The sequence below is a fragment of the Candidatus Symbiopectobacterium sp. NZEC135 genome (assembly GCF_025962695.1).
The window spans coordinates 1-16950 of sequence record NZ_JAGFPF010000075.1 but is presented as its reverse complement, the minus strand read 5'-3'; the positions used below and the strand labels follow the sequence as shown (position 1 = coordinate 16950).

Annotated in this window: 13 protein-coding genes; 4 read left to right on the top strand and 9 right to left on the bottom strand. The window is 50.8% G+C overall.

Annotated features, from left to right (window positions below; all coding sequences use genetic code 11):
• The 5 genes from J5224_RS21590 to J5224_RS21570 all read right to left on the bottom strand — a co-directional run.
• Nucleotides 1-3323, bottom strand: a 3323-nt coding sequence (locus J5224_RS21590) for an RHS repeat domain-containing protein (RefSeq protein WP_264627310.1), incomplete at its 3' end; no start/stop codon positions are given.
• Nucleotides 3324-3409: 86 nt separating this feature from the next.
• Nucleotides 3410-4630 carry a hypothetical protein gene (locus J5224_RS21585; protein WP_264627309.1) on the bottom strand — a complete coding sequence of 407 codons (1221 nt, stop codon included), beginning with the start codon at nucleotides 4628-4630 and terminating at the stop codon, nucleotides 3410-3412.
• Between the two features lie 12 nt (nucleotides 4631-4642).
• Nucleotides 4643-5050 (bottom strand): hypothetical protein, encoded by a 408-nt coding sequence (locus tag J5224_RS21580; RefSeq protein ID WP_264627308.1) that lies wholly within the window; start codon nucleotides 5048-5050, stop codon nucleotides 4643-4645.
• A 326-nt stretch (nucleotides 5051-5376) separates the two neighbouring features.
• On the bottom strand, nucleotides 5377-6075 hold the full coding sequence (locus tag J5224_RS21575) for a Crp/Fnr family transcriptional regulator (protein WP_264627307.1): 699 nt from the start codon (nucleotides 6073-6075) through the stop codon (nucleotides 5377-5379).
• A gap of 368 nt (nucleotides 6076-6443) precedes the next feature.
• Nucleotides 6444-7970: an FAD-dependent oxidoreductase gene (locus tag J5224_RS21570; RefSeq protein WP_264627306.1), complete on the bottom strand. Its 1527-nt coding sequence runs from the start codon at nucleotides 7968-7970 to the stop codon at nucleotides 6444-6446.
• Between the two features lie 429 nt (nucleotides 7971-8399).
• On the opposite strand from J5224_RS21570, the gene J5224_RS21565 reads away from it, so the two are divergent.
• From J5224_RS21565 to J5224_RS21550, 4 genes are all read left to right on the top strand, one after another.
• Nucleotides 8400-8993 carry a YiiQ family protein gene (locus tag J5224_RS21565; protein ID WP_264627305.1) on the top strand — a complete coding sequence of 198 codons (594 nt, stop codon included), beginning with the start codon at nucleotides 8400-8402 and terminating at the stop codon, nucleotides 8991-8993.
• A 103-nt stretch (nucleotides 8994-9096) separates the two neighbouring features.
• Complete coding sequence (gene tpiA, locus J5224_RS21560; protein ID WP_252320161.1) at nucleotides 9097-9864, top strand: triose-phosphate isomerase; 768 nt, start codon at nucleotides 9097-9099, stop codon at nucleotides 9862-9864.
• Between the two features lie 387 nt (nucleotides 9865-10251).
• Nucleotides 10252-11259, top strand: coding sequence for a glutaminase A (glsA, locus tag J5224_RS21555; RefSeq protein WP_264627311.1), 1008 nt, complete (start codon nucleotides 10252-10254; stop codon nucleotides 11257-11259).
• Nucleotides 11260-11325: 66 nt separating this feature from the next.
• The gene (locus J5224_RS21550; protein WP_264627304.1) at nucleotides 11326-12966 is read left to right on the top strand and encodes an MFS transporter; all 1641 of its coding nucleotides are present in this window, start codon (nucleotides 11326-11328) and stop codon (nucleotides 12964-12966) included.
• 65 nt (nucleotides 12967-13031) lie between these two features.
• Here the strand turns inward: J5224_RS21550 and aguA are convergent, their stop codons facing one another.
• From aguA to pfkA, 4 genes are all read right to left on the bottom strand, one after another.
• Nucleotides 13032-14129, bottom strand: a complete 1098-nt coding sequence (gene aguA, locus J5224_RS21545; RefSeq protein WP_264627303.1) for an agmatine deiminase — start codon at nucleotides 14127-14129, stop codon at nucleotides 13032-13034.
• Between the two features lie 3 nt (nucleotides 14130-14132).
• A complete protein-coding gene (gene aguB, locus J5224_RS21540) occupies nucleotides 14133-15017 on the bottom strand; it encodes an N-carbamoylputrescine amidase (RefSeq protein WP_264627302.1) in 885 nt (294 codons plus the stop codon).
• 71 nt (nucleotides 15018-15088) lie between these two features.
• Nucleotides 15089-15565: a 2TM domain-containing protein gene (locus J5224_RS21535; RefSeq protein WP_264627301.1), complete on the bottom strand. Its 477-nt coding sequence runs from the start codon at nucleotides 15563-15565 to the stop codon at nucleotides 15089-15091.
• A gap of 223 nt (nucleotides 15566-15788) precedes the next feature.
• Nucleotides 15789-16751, bottom strand: coding sequence for a 6-phosphofructokinase (pfkA, locus tag J5224_RS21530; protein WP_264627300.1), 963 nt, complete (start codon nucleotides 16749-16751; stop codon nucleotides 15789-15791).
• Nucleotides 16752-16950: the final 199 nt, after the last annotated feature.

Genomic DNA, 16950 nt, shown 5'->3' with positions numbered 1-16950 from the left:
GTCGTCACCGACGTCAGGTTGGTCAACGCATCATAACGGTAGGTTTGCCCTGACATGACATGACCATAGGCATCTGGCGGCAAACTGCTGCCCGTGGCGCTGTAGCTCACCAGACGATTGCGCGTATCGTAATCGTAGACTTCTGCCCGTATCTGACTGCCATTGCGCACCGTCGTGCGCGTTGCCAGCAGGTTATTCTCCAGCCAAGTCTGTGTCAGGGTAATGACGGTGTCGTTATTGTCACTGAGCGTGCGCGTCACCTCCCGGCCAAAATCATCGTACCCCAGCGAGGTGGTCAAAACCGATGATGTCGCGGTATCCGTCACCACCTGAGACGCCAAGCGCCCGAGCGCATCGTACTGCAGGGTGGTTTGCAGCGCCGGATCGGTAATGGTGATCATGCGCCCAAAGTCGTCCATCTCATAGCGCGTCAGCTTGCCGGTAATATCGGTGTAGGTGACTGGCTGCCCTTCCAGCGTGTAAGTGTGTGCGGCTGTACGGGTAGCACCATTTCGCGCAAAGGCCTCATTTTTCAGGCTACCGGACGGATTCCACGTATTGGTATTTTCTGTTCCGCCTTCCTTTGCCTTCAGCAAATCGGCCGTGCGATTATCATAGCTAAAGGTCTGGATCACACCGCCCGCCGTCACACTGCTGATCGCATTACCCAGTTCAGGAATGGTGGTGCTCGTGATAAGGCTGCCGGAGGGTTGGGTCACCGTGGTAGGAACCGGGGAAGCGCCCTGATACGTAAACAGGGTCAGTCGCCCACCGCTGAGGCGTTGGGTTACCCGGCCCAGACTGTCAAATTCCTGGCTTCCGAGCAGCCAGGTTCGCGGGCTGCCTGCCGCATCCGGACCGGTCACGCTGATGGCGATCACCAGCTCTTCTGCGGACTGGGGCGCATAAGTCCGCGTTACCACGCTGCCGTCCGGCAGGCTCTGCGTCAGTACGCGATCGTAAGCATCGTAGGTGCGACCGGTTTCATTGCCGCGCTCGTCCGTCTCCAGCCGCAAACGCCCTAGCCCATCCCACGCGTAGTGGCGGCTGCCTTGCGGGCTGCCGGATACCGATGTCTTACTCTCCGTAACGGGCAGATAACTCAGTGTGTCAAACACGGTAGTCAGCAGGCCGGAACGCAACGTACTGCCATTACGGTTTCCGGTGCTGTTCACGCGCCGGGTCAACCCCACCATATCGAGGTTTTGCAGCTCATTGGTGCCATCGGAAAAAGCCAGCGAACTGACCGCTCCCCAGCCATCCCGGGCCGCAACCATATCCACATAAAAACGTTTGGACGTTCCGGTCAGCCAGTCACTCCCAGAGCCACCCTGAGTTTCACCAAAAATGTTGTAATTGTGCGATGAGACACTGAACCACTGCTGTGTCGTGTCCTTATCCAGACGCAACGTTGCTATTTCGCGGCCCATACCATCAAACCGGGTTTTTAGCTGATTACCCGAGGCATCTGTCTCCGTCGTTTCCGGGCCATTCGTGCCCAAGGTATATAACCAGGTAGTGATATTTTCATACGCCGAGCCCGCTGCAAGCGTTCTTTGCAGGGGACGACCCAACCGATCGTAGGCGTATTGTACCGTCACATTCTGTGGGCTGGTGTCACGTAGCAGCAGGCCCGAATAAACGGATTGCTCACGGCTTGAGAACAATTGCAAACCGTCATACCCGATAAAGGTGATGGATTGGTGCATCACCCCCTGCGTAATTAAGGTCGTAAAGGACTGACTATTGGTAAATGCCGCGGAAGCCTCACCATTTTCATAGTGGGTATCGGTGATACGCGCTATCCGGCCATATTCTGCATTACCGATGGTTTGATTGTAGGCATACACCCTCCGACTCAGGAGAACATTGTCGGCATAGTCTGACGCCTGATCCTGCACCACGCGCCCGGCCGACCCCAGCGTTTTATAGGTGTAATGGGTTCGCCTGACGGGAGCCGCATACGCGGTATTGCGAGGAATTACGGTCTGATTTTGCATAAAGCGGACAAAACCGTTGGGCTCCATGGCAATCCAGGTCATCACGGTTTCCGTTCCGTCGGGAGCCACTTCCCGCGTGGGATTGCCGCTTTGATCAAAGGCGGTCACCGTGGTTTGTACCCGGCGCGTACCATTGATATCCGTCCAGGTTTCCTTCTTTTCACGGGGGAGTTGGAATTGCGGCGGCTGGCCATCAATAAAAACGCCCTGCTCGGCATAATAGGTAAAATCAGTGCGGTAGAGATAACCTTGCCGCATCGTCTCTTCACTCACCTGAAGGTGATAGTTATTGTAGATGCGGGTGACCGTAATACTCTCATTACCGTAAGACACCGTCTGTGTCGAACCGTAGGTATAATCCGTCAGCGTGGTATAGATATAATCACTGTTTGCCGACCAGGTGCCAAAGTTGCCGTTGTAACCCAAAAAATTATGGGCCGTGTAACTGTAGTATGTCAGGGTATCAGGCTGACCACTTCCCGGGCTTCGGCGATGAGAAAGTACCGCAGGTAAACGCCCCAGACCGGAGTTTGCCGGGAATAGCAACCCCTGTAACTGGCTGTAATCCACTTTATCCGTCATTCCGGTAGGATAGCGCACCCCCGTCAGCAAAAGGTTTGACGTGCCGTCAATAGAATCGTATTCAAAATACCAGCGCAGGCTTTCGGTATCAGAGACCTGGCGATGCAGCGTATTCAGCCAGGTGTCATTAATCAGCTCAAATAAAACCTGATATTCATCAGGTGAGTTCGGCCAGAAAACCATATTGACAGCATAACTATACTCAACCCGTAATAACGTTCTGAACTCATCATCAATACGGGACAACCGGGAATATTGGCCACTCCAATTCCAGAATAACGTCATTGTTCGTCCCAAGGGCGAAATTACGCTGGTTGTCACGAACGTTTGACCATCATCGGTAATGGTTAATATTTCCCGTTTCCCGTCTTTCCATACAACAGTAAATCCGGCAGCCGCATCAAATCCGTTAGTATAAGAGAATCGAAAATTATCCAGCTTCTTGTTACGTACAACGTCCGAGCCAGGCATAACCCGATATTGTTCACCGTCACTGAGCTCCAAAAGGTTATCACGGTTATTAAACTGGGTCAGTCCAATACCAAAGCCTCTGCCAAACCCCGCATTCGCCGTATTTAACGGCGAGTAACGCAGCGACAAAGAAAGCTCAGGCCCCAGTTGGTTATTTCCCACCAGGGTGGCTAATGGAAAATTAACCATAAACTGCCCCGTGCGGGGATCAACCTGCGTTTCCAGAGCACCGACAAAATTGCCGGATTGCGACGAGAATGTATTGTTCATGATCAGCCCACGTATAATGCGATATAAATTCACAAGCATGCGAAATTTTCTATGCACACAGCCTATAGTGATCAAAAAAAATCATATTAAGAATAACTGGAGACAGGGACTCCATTAACAATTAACTCACCAATATTCTCCTTATTGCTACTTACAGATAAAACAATACTTCCTATGTTGCCATAAATGTCCCATACCGTAATAACTTGATCAAGCAATCCATTCAACTCATCGTTTACCCACTCTTCACCCGTATAAAAATATGCACAATGCCTGATATGTATCATTGATACACTAACAGATGAATTATCGACGTTATTAGGATAAGTTTGAGCATTGAGCGGGATTTTTAATTTCCATGTTGTTTGCCTGTACTGTTTATTAGCCCCTGATATAGACAAACCACCGTTGTTTGACGAAAGAACACCAAACGTGGTCGTATCGACAAAGACAATACTAGTGTCAAACACTTGAACTGGGGTGGGATTATGTTCATCACGCGTATTTAAACCAAATACGAGATCCGCACCATTAACCCCATCTCGTCCAGCAAGCGTATAGCCCATAAGTGTATGCACGGGGTTCACTATTTTTTTAGCCCGAAACGGCCATCTTTCTTTGGTAAATATTCGCAGCGTACTGTAATATGCTTTCCCTTTATTAACAGAACCCTCACTGCCATTCTCAGGTGAATGGTTTGAACTGATATTGCAAGGCAACGTATCAGAAATTAAGTTCATTTGACTGAAATTTTTCCATCCATTAGAAATGGATAAGTTCGATGGAAGATTATAATTTATAGGTTCGAGTGCAGAGATGGTGATATTCTGAGGGTTTTTGAAAAAACTACCACTTTCACCACCAGACCCATTTAAGGTATTGGTGCCATGTTCGGAGGTATCAAACCTACCGACTCCCGGAATGTCGATCCCCAATGCAATCAAGGTACTGGGTATTGCTTTTCCACAGCTTAGATAACAGGTCAGAAAGTTATCTCCTGGTGTCAGTGAATCTGCACTATTGGCACTCAGATAATTTACCGCTCCAACATAATCTCCAGGCGTTTTAGAAAGTTGCCAATCACTTGATAACCTGGAACCATCACGGTAGTTACAGAGATAAATGGCATCGAATACTTCTTGCTCCGTCAACGGCAAAACAGTCGTGACCGATGACATGACTCTTACATGAATAGAAATGGCGACCTGATTACGGCCATTACCATAAATAACGGCACTGGTACTAAGTGAGTCTTTAAAATCAATTTCTAACACACTCAGTTGATAAAATTGATCCCAACTGCTCATAAAACCTCCTAATTATGATAAAATGCTCTCATTACACCCGGTTGAGCCTGGGCTGCCATTTGGTTTATAAAAATACGTTCTAAACTTCATGTCAGAGATATTAACATCACATCTATTTGTGTTACCGTCACTACTGGTAAATGAACAATAAAATCCGTCTGATATCTTAAATGTACCTCTATCAGTGATTAGATAAAAATACCAGTAATCTCTCGCACTTTGAGAATTACTTCCATTTTTTTCCGAGAAAATAGGTAATCTTGGCAAGGTAACAACATTATTATTATAGGGCTCATAATAATAGATCCATGACTCTTTATCGGGGTTATTACCAATCCTGTGGCGCAGATACAAACTCGTTGCCGGGGTGGTGGTTGTAGGGTTGGTATACGCCATTCGGGTATATGCTGGTTGTGGCATCGTAATACCTCATATCAATTCAGTAATTAGTTGACTAATAAATATCTTGATATGTTTTTCAAGAATAGGGTTTCCGAGTTGAGTGTATGCAGAGGTATTGAATTGTTCAAATAAATCAAAAGACACATAAAAACAGGAAGGTAAGAAAAACAAAAGAATATAATGCTAAAAATAATAGAATTTAGCCTGTAAAATAGTGATGCATTAATAATATAAATCGCATCTGTCACGTGTAAATTCATGCGCATTGAATAATTTTGATCATGTTCATTTACTACAAATATATTTATATAAAAAGCATTAGCCATCTATGAAAGCTTCACGCGTTATTTTTCAGGAAAATAACTCAACCAGTCATACACATCATCAAACAGCCGATGATGGACAATGATCGTTTTATTTTCCCGGCATATCAGCCCTTCACGTTGCCAATGTGTCAGTATTCTGGAAATGGTGACGCGAGTCACGTTGATGATCTGACCATATTCCTCATGGGTCAACGTCAGGGGCACGGTATACCAGCCAGCTTTAGGCTTAATGCCACCTTCCAGTAACATGCTTTTTAGCAAAATCTTAAGACGTTGCGCAGGTTCACAGCTGGTGTTGGTGATGACCGCCTCCAGGCTGCTCTCCTGTTTGGCTACAACGTGACGGCATATTTTTATCGCCAGTTCAGCATTCTGCCGCATGGCATCCAGTAAAATATCGGGTGGCACCACCAGAATATCTGCATCCCTAATCACAATGGTAGTAACATTAACATGCTGTTTGGTAATACAAGTGATATCCCCCATCGTGCGTTCTGGCAGCACCAGTGAGAATGACATCGGGTTATTCTCAACATAGTTGGCATAATACATACAAAGCCCGTTAACCAAGTAGAATAACCGCTGCGATTCCCCACGACTCTTGATGATGGTGCCTTTTTTATAATGTTCCAGAGTACCATGCCGTTGATATAACTCGCGAAGTTCAGCAATATCTTTCGGGTATATCCAGGGTATTTGTTGGAAAATGTGTCTCATTATTATTTCCCTATTTTGTGGAATGATATAAATACATCAAAAGATAATTCATCGTAGAAAAGCATCGAATCCGGCTATGCGCTTCAGTCTGCCGATTCCTGTTAAGAATTACTACCGCGTCAAACCACATTTTGTTATGTTCGCAGTATTCATTTACCAACGTGTTTTTACGCCGAAAGGCCGAGGAAATAAATGAAGGTAAATAACGTCGTTGACATGTTGCATAACATAATCGACGGGAGAGGAAGTTAACTGCGTTTGTTGAATATAATGTTATGAAATGATTAATCGTTATTGTATCGTAAGTTGATTCACTCAGGTTGAATCAACCCGAGTGAATCTGTGAGTGCGTTTCAGGAGAAAAGCAATTAACTCTTTTTATCGCTGGCTTTTATGACCAGTGGTTTTTTTGCTCCCAGGTCTTGCGCAATATTCTCCGCCGCAATGCGCGCCGAGTTGATGGCAAAGCCAACGGTGCTGCCTGCCATCACCAGATCGTAACTGTCACCGTACATGCCGCCGGCATCGTTGCCGATCACGTACAGACCAGAAACCGGGACGTTTTTATCATCAACTGCCTGCAATTTTTCGTTCACCTTCACGCCGCCCAAGGTGCCGAGGGAGGTTGCCACGCTCTTCACCGCATAAAACGGTGCTTTCGCCACAGGGCGCAGATAGCGGGCATCTTTCACGAAATCTTCATCGTGGCGAACGTTGCAAAACTGGTTATAGCGTTCAATGTTGTCTTTCAGCGTTTGGTAATCCATGCCGGTTTTTTGCGCCAGTTCTTTGATGGAGTTTGCACGGAATGCTTTTCCGGCCGCCTCACCTTTAGCAAAGTGCTCTTCCAGTTTGGTGAGTTTGGTGGCAACGGGGACCATCACGCCAACGCCGACATCAATGCCGTGATCGACCATGTAGTTTTTGGTGTCCTCGTCATACAACACAAACATGGTTCCACCCTGATTTTCCAGGGCATTGCCAGCAAATGGCCACTGCTCAATATTGGCTTCGTTGGTGAAGCGTTCGCCCTTGGTGTTGAGCCACAAATGGGGCTGTTTGGCAGAAGCCGCGTAATGGTTGGTAGTGGACTCTTTTGACGGCCCCGGACGATAGGACATATTGATAAATTCACGACCATCCTTTGCCGCACCGGCTGCCCAGGCCATGTTAATGCCGTCCCCCACTTTCCCTGGGATACCGACCACTTCCACATCGGGGAAGCGGGTATACTCGGTCAGCATCTCTTTATTGCTGCCGAAACCACCGGTAGCGATAACCACCGTTTTGGCATTGATACGAATAGCTTCCCCGGTAGCGCTTTCTGCCATGAGCCCTACGACCTTCCCTTTTTCATCGGTAATCAGCTGCTTGCCTGCCGTTTTCACCAGCAATTTCCCGCCCTTTTCGGCAAAATGCTGTTGCAGAACATCAATCACTGCGCGCCCACGGCCCTGATAAATATGCCAGGTATAATAACCGCCGGGATAATTCGAGGTCAGCTTCTCAAAATGAACGCCGAGATCTTGTAGCCAATCAATGGTATCCGCTGATTTATTAATATAATTGCGTACCAGCTTGGCATTAGGTCGCCAGTGGCTGTAATCCATCACTAGCTTGAAAGCCTGATCGCGGGTAAATACATGATTATTTTCCCGCTGTATTTTACTTTCTACCGCAAATATCCCTTCCGAAAATTGTCCGGTTCCCCCGGTTTGCGGAAGTTTCTCCAGATTAATAACTTTCAGACCCTGTTCGGTTAATGCATAGGCTGCCGCAGACCCTGATGCCCCGGCACCGACCACCACCACATCCGTGTCCATGACTTGCTCCGCATTCGCGGTCATCCCAAAACACGAAAGAATAGCGGCAGTTAAAATTGATTTTACGCTCATTTCGCTCCCCTCAATACTCTATATTATTATGTTAAAACGAATGCAATTTACACACCCGTTAACGGGTTATATATCAAGGGAGATCGTCACTTACGTATACCGTGATACATTATCGCGAATATTTTAAATACTGTTAATAATCTCTCATTTTGGTTGATAATATTTATTCACCCTACAACCACAAATAAACAACAATGCGTAATATAACGCTAACAAAGAAAAGCTATTGTATATTCTCTTATCGACGCATTTATTCTTAAGGAGAAAACCACTTGCTGACAGAATGGTTCGACAAGGTTGTGCCAGCACGCGCCTTTTGACAATCGCGCCCAAATCCCGCTTTAATCAGACAAGCGCCCGTTGTCAGTGCCCCCGATCCTGCTCTGACAACGCTCTCTTTTGAAAACGGAACACCTCAATAGCGGAACTATGACTATACGACTCGTTGCCCCAGCGTTACTCCTGCTTTTACTGACGTCTGGACCGGAGGTTCACGCGCAACCCCTTGTGCCGTCAAAAGACGCCACGGTGGCACCGTACCTGATGCCCGACGCGCCAACATTTGACCAGACTATCCCACAATTTCGCACGCGCTATAACCTCAGCAACCCCGCGTTACCTCTAGGAGAGTTTCGTACAGTGGATACCGGTGAGGCCGCCGGACCGCTGACACGAGCGGCGAGCAGAATCAATGCCCAACTTTACGCCTCTACCGCCCTGGAACGGGGCACTGGCAAAATAAAAACCATGCAGCTGACCTACCACCCGCTGGCGGGCGATCCTGAAACCGGCGCGAGACGCGCGCAGGCCATTCAGTATATGGCTGCGCTGCTGCGCCATTTCATTCCCTCGCTCTCCGAGGAGCAAAGCAGCAAGAAGGTCACGGAATTGCTGGATATCGGCAAACGTCAGGGCTTTTACCAACAAACGGAAGGCGCATTGCGATATGTAGTGGCAGATAATGGGGAAAAAGGGATAACATTCGCTGTTGAACCGATTAAGCTAACGCTATCTGAACCGTGATCGCGCTGGCATTGAGTGATGAAAATCCGAGCTTCTCGCGAGTTTGGTCTCTATACTGTCTGAAAAATAAAATTACTTGCTATCCCTATTCGGAGGAAAAAAGATGCGTCATCCATTAGTCATGGGTAACTGGAAGCTGAACGGCAGCACGCACATGGTTATCGAGCTGATCGCCGGTTTGCGTAAAGAACTCAGCACAGTGACTGGCTGCAACGTCGCCATCGCGCCGCCCGAGCTGTATCTGGATCAGGCAAATCATCAATTGGCCGGTGGTCGCATTGCCCTCGGTGCACAGAATGTCGATGTTAACCTGTCCGGCGCCTACACCGGCGAAACGTCTGCCACCATGCTGAAAGATATCGGTGCAAAATACATTATCATCGGTCACTCCGAACGCCGCACCTACCACAAAGAAAGCGATGCATTCATTGCGAAAAAATTTGGCGTGTTGAAAGAAGCCGGATTGATCCCCGTGTTGTGTATCGGTGAAACCGAAGCCGAAAACGAAGCCGGTGAAACCGAAGCGGTTGTCGCTCGTCAGTTGGATGCGGTATTGAGCACATTGGGTGCCACCGCTTTTAACGATGCGGTTATCGCCTACGAACCGGTATGGGCCATTGGCACCGGAAAATCAGCGACCCCGGCTCAGGCACAAGCGGTACATAAGTTTATCCGTGACCATATCGCCAAGCAGGATAAAGCCGTCGCCGATCAGGTCATCATTCAGTACGGTGGCTCGGTCAACGCTGCCAACGCCGCTGAACTCTTCACGCAGCCGGATATCGACGGCGCACTGGTAGGTGGCGCGTCACTGAAAGCCGATGCTTTTGCCGTGATCGTAAAAGCCGCCGCAGAAGCCAAACGCGCGTAATGCGATAATACTACAACAGCGCGTCTGTGTTACGGATGCGCTGTTTTACTCTCTTGCTCCGCCCCTCGCTGTACTCCTTTTCTGAAACCTTTGCACAACTTCATGCCACAAAACAAATACTTCGCAGTGAATTTTTCACTTCGCTAAATTAAAATTTTTATTTATGAAAAGAAAAACCCCCCTTTACAGGATTAAATCTCTTAAATTCCTGCGTATTTATAATTTTCTATAAAACCGACCTTTTACCTCAAGACGTATACGTCTCAAATCACACCGTAATCATCATGCCACACTGTACTACGCTCTATGAGGGGAGCTGGTACTTCAATGATGCCCCCTATTAAATTGATAAGTAAGGAAATGGCGGCTTATTACGGAGATATCACCATGCCCTTTGACGAATCCAACAATACTTTCAGCCCTTATGTTTCAACCGGACATCTGCCGGACCAGGACACCGTTAAACAATTAATTCAGGAAGCCCACCAGCGTTTTGGGCAAAACAATGAGGGCGTCGTTTCTAAGGTTTATCCTGCCCTTGAACGCGTACCTCCCACGCTTTATGGCATTTGCATGGTTGGCACTAACGGCGTGGTACACGCTGCGGGTGATGTGGATTATGAGTTCACCATCATGAGCGTATCGAAGCCCTTCGTCTTTGCGCTGGTGTGTCAGGCACTGGGTGCCCGCGTCGCGCGCGAAAAGCTGGGCGTAAACAGTACCGGTATGCCGTTCAACTCTGTCACAGCCGTTGAGTTTACCGCAGACGCCCGCACTAATCCGATGGTGAACCCAGGAGCTATCGCCACCACCAGCCTGATCCCCGGCAACACCAGCGACGAGAAATGGAATTTTATATACAGCGGGTTATGCGGTTTCGCGGGCAGAGAACTCACGCTTAATGAGGAAGTGTATCAATCTGCCAGTGAGACCAATTTCCGCAATCGCGGTATCGCTAATCTGCTTTACAGCTACGGTCGACTCGGCTGCGATCCGGCCATCGCCGTGGATTTATATACCCGCCAATGCTCACTCAACATCAGCGCCCACGATCTGGCGGTGATGGGGGCAACGCTGGCCGATGGTGGCGTCAACCCGGTCACCCGCGATCGCGTGGTCAACAATGACGTGTGCCATTATGCTCTGGCCGTGATGGTCACCGCCGGGCTGTATGAGACATCCGGTGACTGGCTCTACGATATCGGTCTCCCCGGCAAGAGTGGCATTGGCGGCGGCATCGTTACTGTCTCGCCCGGCAAGGGGGGTTTAGGTACCTTTGCGCCCTTGCTTGACGGCGCGGGCAACAGCGTCAAAGGCCAGTTAGCCGCACGTTTTCTCTCTCGCAGCCTGGGTATGGATATGTTCGTCTCCGAACCTTACACCGAAAAAGGCTGATCATCGCTACCACGCCAACAACGCTAAAACTCACAAAAAGACAAGGATAATAAGGGGATAACCATTATGGTGAATCAATCAACACCGCACACAGTGACAGACGAGAAGGCGTCATGGGTACCGATGATCACCATCGCACTCGCCCAGATTCTGATGTCATTCAACGTCGCCTCGCTTCCCGTGGCGCTGGGCGGTATGGTGAACAGTTTCAATGTTCCCCCCACCACCATCGCAACCGGTATTGTCGTCTATTCACTGTCCGTCGCCGGTTTCGTGATGTTGGGTGCAAAACTCAACCAGCGGTTTGGCCCACTGATCATCTTCCGCTCTACCGTGCTGTTGTTCGGCGTCGCTCAGGTGATGATGACCTTCAGCCCTAACGCCACCATCATGATCAGCGCACAGGCACTCAGTGGCCTGACGGCGGCAGCGTTGGTGCCCTCACTGGTGGCGCTGATTGCGGAGAATTATCGCGGTGCACAACAAGCCACCGCGCTAGGCACACTGGGTTCGGCACGCGCCGGTGCGGGTGTGGCAGCATTTTTGATTGGCGGCGTGCTGGGCACCTATATTGGCTGGCGTCCGGCGTTTGGTCTGCTGATCGTCTTATCCGCTGTCATTTTCTTTCTCAGCTTCCGCATGAAAGCGGATAAGGGCCGGCCAGAGGTCAGCATTGATATTGTCGGTGTGGTACTGGCGGCAAGCTCCATCATTTTGCTGTCGTTCGGCTTCAACAACCTTAACCGCTGGGGCATGGGTCTGGTACGGGACGCTGCGCCTTTCGACCTGCTTGGCTTCTCTCCAGCGCCCTTTATGATCGCACTGGGTATCGTGCTCGGTCAGCTCTTCGTAGTCTGGACGCGACGCATAAAAGAAAAAGGCAAAACCCCGTTACTGGCGCTGGAAGTGATCACCTCACCCACAGAGCGGGCCGCCGTGGTCGCCATGTTTGCGGTGGTCGCACTGGAAGCGATGCTGAACTTTTCCGTGCCGCTCTACATTCAAATTGTGCAGGGCAGCACGCCGCTGGCAACCGCCATCGCCATGATGCCGTTCAACCTGTCCGTGTTCTTCTCCGCAACGCTTATCGTGCGCTTTTACCACAAGCTGACACCGCAAAAGATTGGCCGCTACGGCTTCATCATTTGTACCCTTTCGCTGCTGTGGCTCGCTTTTGTGGTGCGTAACAACTGGAGTGAGTTCGCGGTGCTGTTTGGTCTGGTGGCGTTCGGTATCGGTCAGGGCTCACTGGTCACCTTGCTGTTTAACGTGCTGGTGAGTGCGTCACCGAAAGAATTGGCGGGCGACGTCGGCTCACTGCGCGGCACCACCAACAATCTGGCGAATGCGATTGGTACCGCCGTGGCTGGCGCACTGTTGGTCGGTCTGCTCAGTTCCAGCGTGATGCGCAACATTGTGCAAACGCCTGTGCTGACGCCTGAAATTCAGGCACAGGTGAATCTGGATAATATTAACTTTATCAGCAATGACCGTCTGCTCACTGTGCTGTCGCAAACCACAGCTACGCCGGAACAAGTGGCGGAAGCAGTACGCGTTAACGAGGAATCGCGCCTGAAAGCGCTGAAGTTTGGTCTGCTGATCATGGCTTTCTTGTCTATGATGGCGATCATCCCCGCAGGCCGACTGCCAGGCTATCTGCCCGGTGAACTGCCTGCGGATAATCTGGATAACGCGCCGACCAAATAGGTCACTGTCAGAGACGAAAAAAGCTCCGGTAACAACCGGAGCTTTTTTATGATAGAGAAACTGGCTTAACGAGCCGACGGAATCTGCTGAGTAATGCAGTGAATGTTGCCACCACCTAACAGAATTTCGCGCGCAGGCACGCCCACAATGGCGTAATCTGGGAACATCTGTTGCAGCAGATCACGCGCCGTATCATCGGTACGCGTATCCAATAACGGGAAAATAATCTGCTGATTGCTGATCAGAAAATTCACGTAAGAACCCGCCAGACGCGAACCGGCTAAACGTTCTATCGCATCACCCGATGCGACTCCCGCCGCTTCCTCTTCCGTGGCATAGAGCGGACCCGGCGCAGGCAGCTTCCAGATCTTCAGCGCACGCCCTTGCGCATCTCGAGCCTGGGATAAGACCCGATACGCGGCGACAGAGCGCGCATACTGCGGATCGTTTTCATCATCCGTCCAGTGTAGCGCCACTTCTCCAGGGCGCACAAAGCAGCACATGTTATCGATGTGACCGTCGGTTTCGTCGTTATACACTCCGTCTTCCAACCAGATAATGGTGGAAATATTGAGGTAGTCACGCATTAACTGCTCAATCTCAGCCTTGCTAAGATGCGGATTGCGATTCGGGTTCAGCAAACATTCTGCCGTGGTCAACAGCGTGCCTTCACCATCAACGTGAATAGAGCCGCCTTCCAGAATCAGCGGAGCCGCATAACGTGCGTCGCCGTGGTGCGCCAGCACCTGCTGTGCGACCTGCTCATCCTGCTGCCAGTCGTCGTACAACCCGCCCAGCTCACCGCCCCAGGCGTTAAACTGCCAGTCGATACCCCGGCGCTCACCGTTACCGTTCAGCACCACGGTCGGCCCGGTATCGCGCATCCAGGCGTCATCGCTTTCCATCGCAACCAGCGTCACCGTTGCAGGCATCAGGCTACGCGCCTGCGCCATCTGCTGCGCGGGCACGCCCATGATCACCGGCGTCTTCTGGCCAATCGCCTGTGCGACTGCGGCAAACGTCTGCTGCGCGGGCAAGGCGTTATTGCGCCAGTTGTCCAGCCGATAGGGCCAAATCATCCACATCGCATCATGAGGTGCCCATTCGGCGGGCATAAAAAAACCATCCTGACGCGGCATTGATGTGAGAGTCGAAAGTGACATCGATTATCTCCGGGTCTTGCCGTCAGAGGTACCGAGCGCCGTGTACATCTCAGGGCGACGGTCGCGGAACAGCCCCCAACTGGCGCGTTGAGCGGCGATCGCGTCCAGATCGAAGGTGTGCACCAGCACCGCTTCATCCGTCTTGTTCGCCTGCGCCAACAGCGCACCGGTTTGATCGGCAATGAAAGAAGAACCGTAGAAGGTCATTTCCAGTCCATCAATATATTTGCTTGCTTCAGTCCCGATACGGTTAGAGGCAATTACCGGCACCAGATTGGCAGCCGCGTGGCCCTGCTGCACCCGCGTCCAGTGCGGCTGGCTGTCGATATCCGGGTAAGCCGGTTCAGAACCGATAGCGGTAGGATAGAAGATCAGCTCTGCGCCCTGTAACGCCAGGCTGCGCGCCGTTTCCGGGAACCACTGGTCCCAGCAGATACCCACACCCACGTTGGCGTAACGGGTCTGCCACACCTTGAAGCCGGTATCGCCAGGGATAAAGAACTGCTTTTCCTGATACGCCGGGCCATTGGGGATGTGCGTTTTACGGTACACATCCAGCACACTACCGTCAGCGTCGATCATCACCAGCGAGTTGTAATAAGCGTTATTGGCGCGCTCAAAGAAGCTCAGCGGCAATACCACCTCAAGTTCCGCCGCCAGTGCGGAGAAGTGTTTGATAAGCGGGCTGGTTTCCAGCGTTTGTGCCAGAGCATAGTGCTCAGGGCTCTGATCGATACAGAAGTAAGGCGCGGCGAACAGTTCCTGAATCAGGATTATTTGAGCACCCTTGGCGTGCGCCTGTCGCACCAGTTTTTCGGCATTCTCAATATTCTTGGGCAGATCCCAGGAACACGCCATCTGCGTTGCGGCAACGGTCACTTTTGTCATGCGAAGACCTCTATTATCTCTCTATTACGCTGGCTCAATGCCAGCCCTACCCGTTTAAGTGTACGACGCTATTATGGCTTACGCAGCACCCGCTGTACACGCGCCTGCTCCCAGCGCTGCCAACGATCGCGCAGCCAGAACACCCTTACAGCATTCAGCGCCAGAAAACTGCCCCAGACCAGCAGCGGCCACAGGAACCAGTGGGAGCCCGGCGATGTCATTCGGTTCACCACGAACAGCACCAGATTGACCACAACATAAACCACCAGTGAGCGCCAGAAACGGCTCTCTTGTCGCACCTGACGTTTTGCTGCCTGAACGCGCAGCTCAAGCGATTCTCCGCTCAGGGTTTGCTCACTCTCTTCCGTCATCAACTCGGTAACATTCACGCCAAACGCCGCGGCGATGGCACCGAGCGTATCCAGACTGGCACGCTCACCATTCTCAATACGCTGAACGGTTCTGACACTCAAGGAGGAGAGTTCCGCCAGTTGCTCTTGGGACCAGGCGCGGGCCAGGCGTAACGTTTTAATCGGATGGGTATTCATGGTTGTTTTCCTCATGGCTGTTTTTTCAACGCTATTTTTTAAAGCTATTTTTCAAAGCAATAAAAACACAGCCTCAACCTACGCCCGCTTAGCTGCCGCGAACACGACAGCGACCTGACAGCAACCTGACACACTCCCGACAGGCTACCGCACCAAGAAAAAAAACCACCCTGTCGTCATACGGCGGGATGGCTTTTATCGCGAAAAAGTACAGACAGCAGATTTAGAACAGCTTTCTTGCCGTCTCCAGCCAATCACGCTTGAAGGGCCGTTTCATGTTCTCAATGGCATCGATGATATCGTGGTGCACCATTTTTTCGTTCTGAATCCCGACGCAGCGACCGCCGTAGCCTTGCAGCAGCAGTTCAATAGCGTACGCGCCCATACGCGACGCCAGAATACGGTCATAAGCGACCGGAGAACCGCCGCGCTGAATATGACCCAGCACCGTAGAACGCGTTTCGCGCCCGGTTTCTCTTTCAATATAGCGTGCCAGCTCGTCAATGTTGCAAATGTGTTCAGTGATGGCAACGATCGCGTGTTTCTTCCCTTTGGCGATACCGGCCTTGATTTCACACACCAGATCATCCGGTTTAAACTCTTCTTCCGGCAATACAATAAACTCACAGCCCCCGGCAATCGCGGCGGCCAGCGTCAGATCGCCGCAGTGGCGTCCCATCACTTCAACGATGGAAATACGTTGGTGAGAAGAAGAGGTATCGCGTAAGCGGTCAATGGCCTCCAGCACGGTTTCCAGTGCGGTGAAATACCCAATGGTGTAGTCGGTGCCTGCCACATCGTTATCGATGGTGCCCGGTAGGCCAATACACGGGAAGCCCATTTCGGTCAGGCGCTTGGCCCCCATATAGGAGCCGTCACCGCCGATCACCACCAGTGCGTCCAGACCACGGTTTTTCATATTCTGTACCGCGACTTCACGCACGTGATCGTCGCGAAACTCGGGGAAACGCGCCGACCCCAAAAAGGTGCCGCCGCGATTGATAACATCAGACACGCTGTAGCGGTCCAACTGCTCCATGCGATCCTGGTACAAGCCCTGATAGCCATCATAGATACCGTAGACTTCCAAACCTTCCGTCAGCGCCGCGCGTACTACGCCGCGAATCGCCGCATTCATGCCTGGCGCATCGCCACCGCTCGTCAATACTCCGATTTTCTTGATCATGACAACCTCTGGACTTGTAGATGTAGTTTTGCAGGATGTTTCTATCGGACGGATCGCCGTGGCGAACCGTCGCTCACCTTTTTAAGCATATTATAACAAATGTCCTGAGCTGAATTGATTCAGGTCAGGCAAAATAATGCCGCACAATCCATTTTCTATCACATTTCTCAAACAAATACAGGCTGGATCACACCTCAAT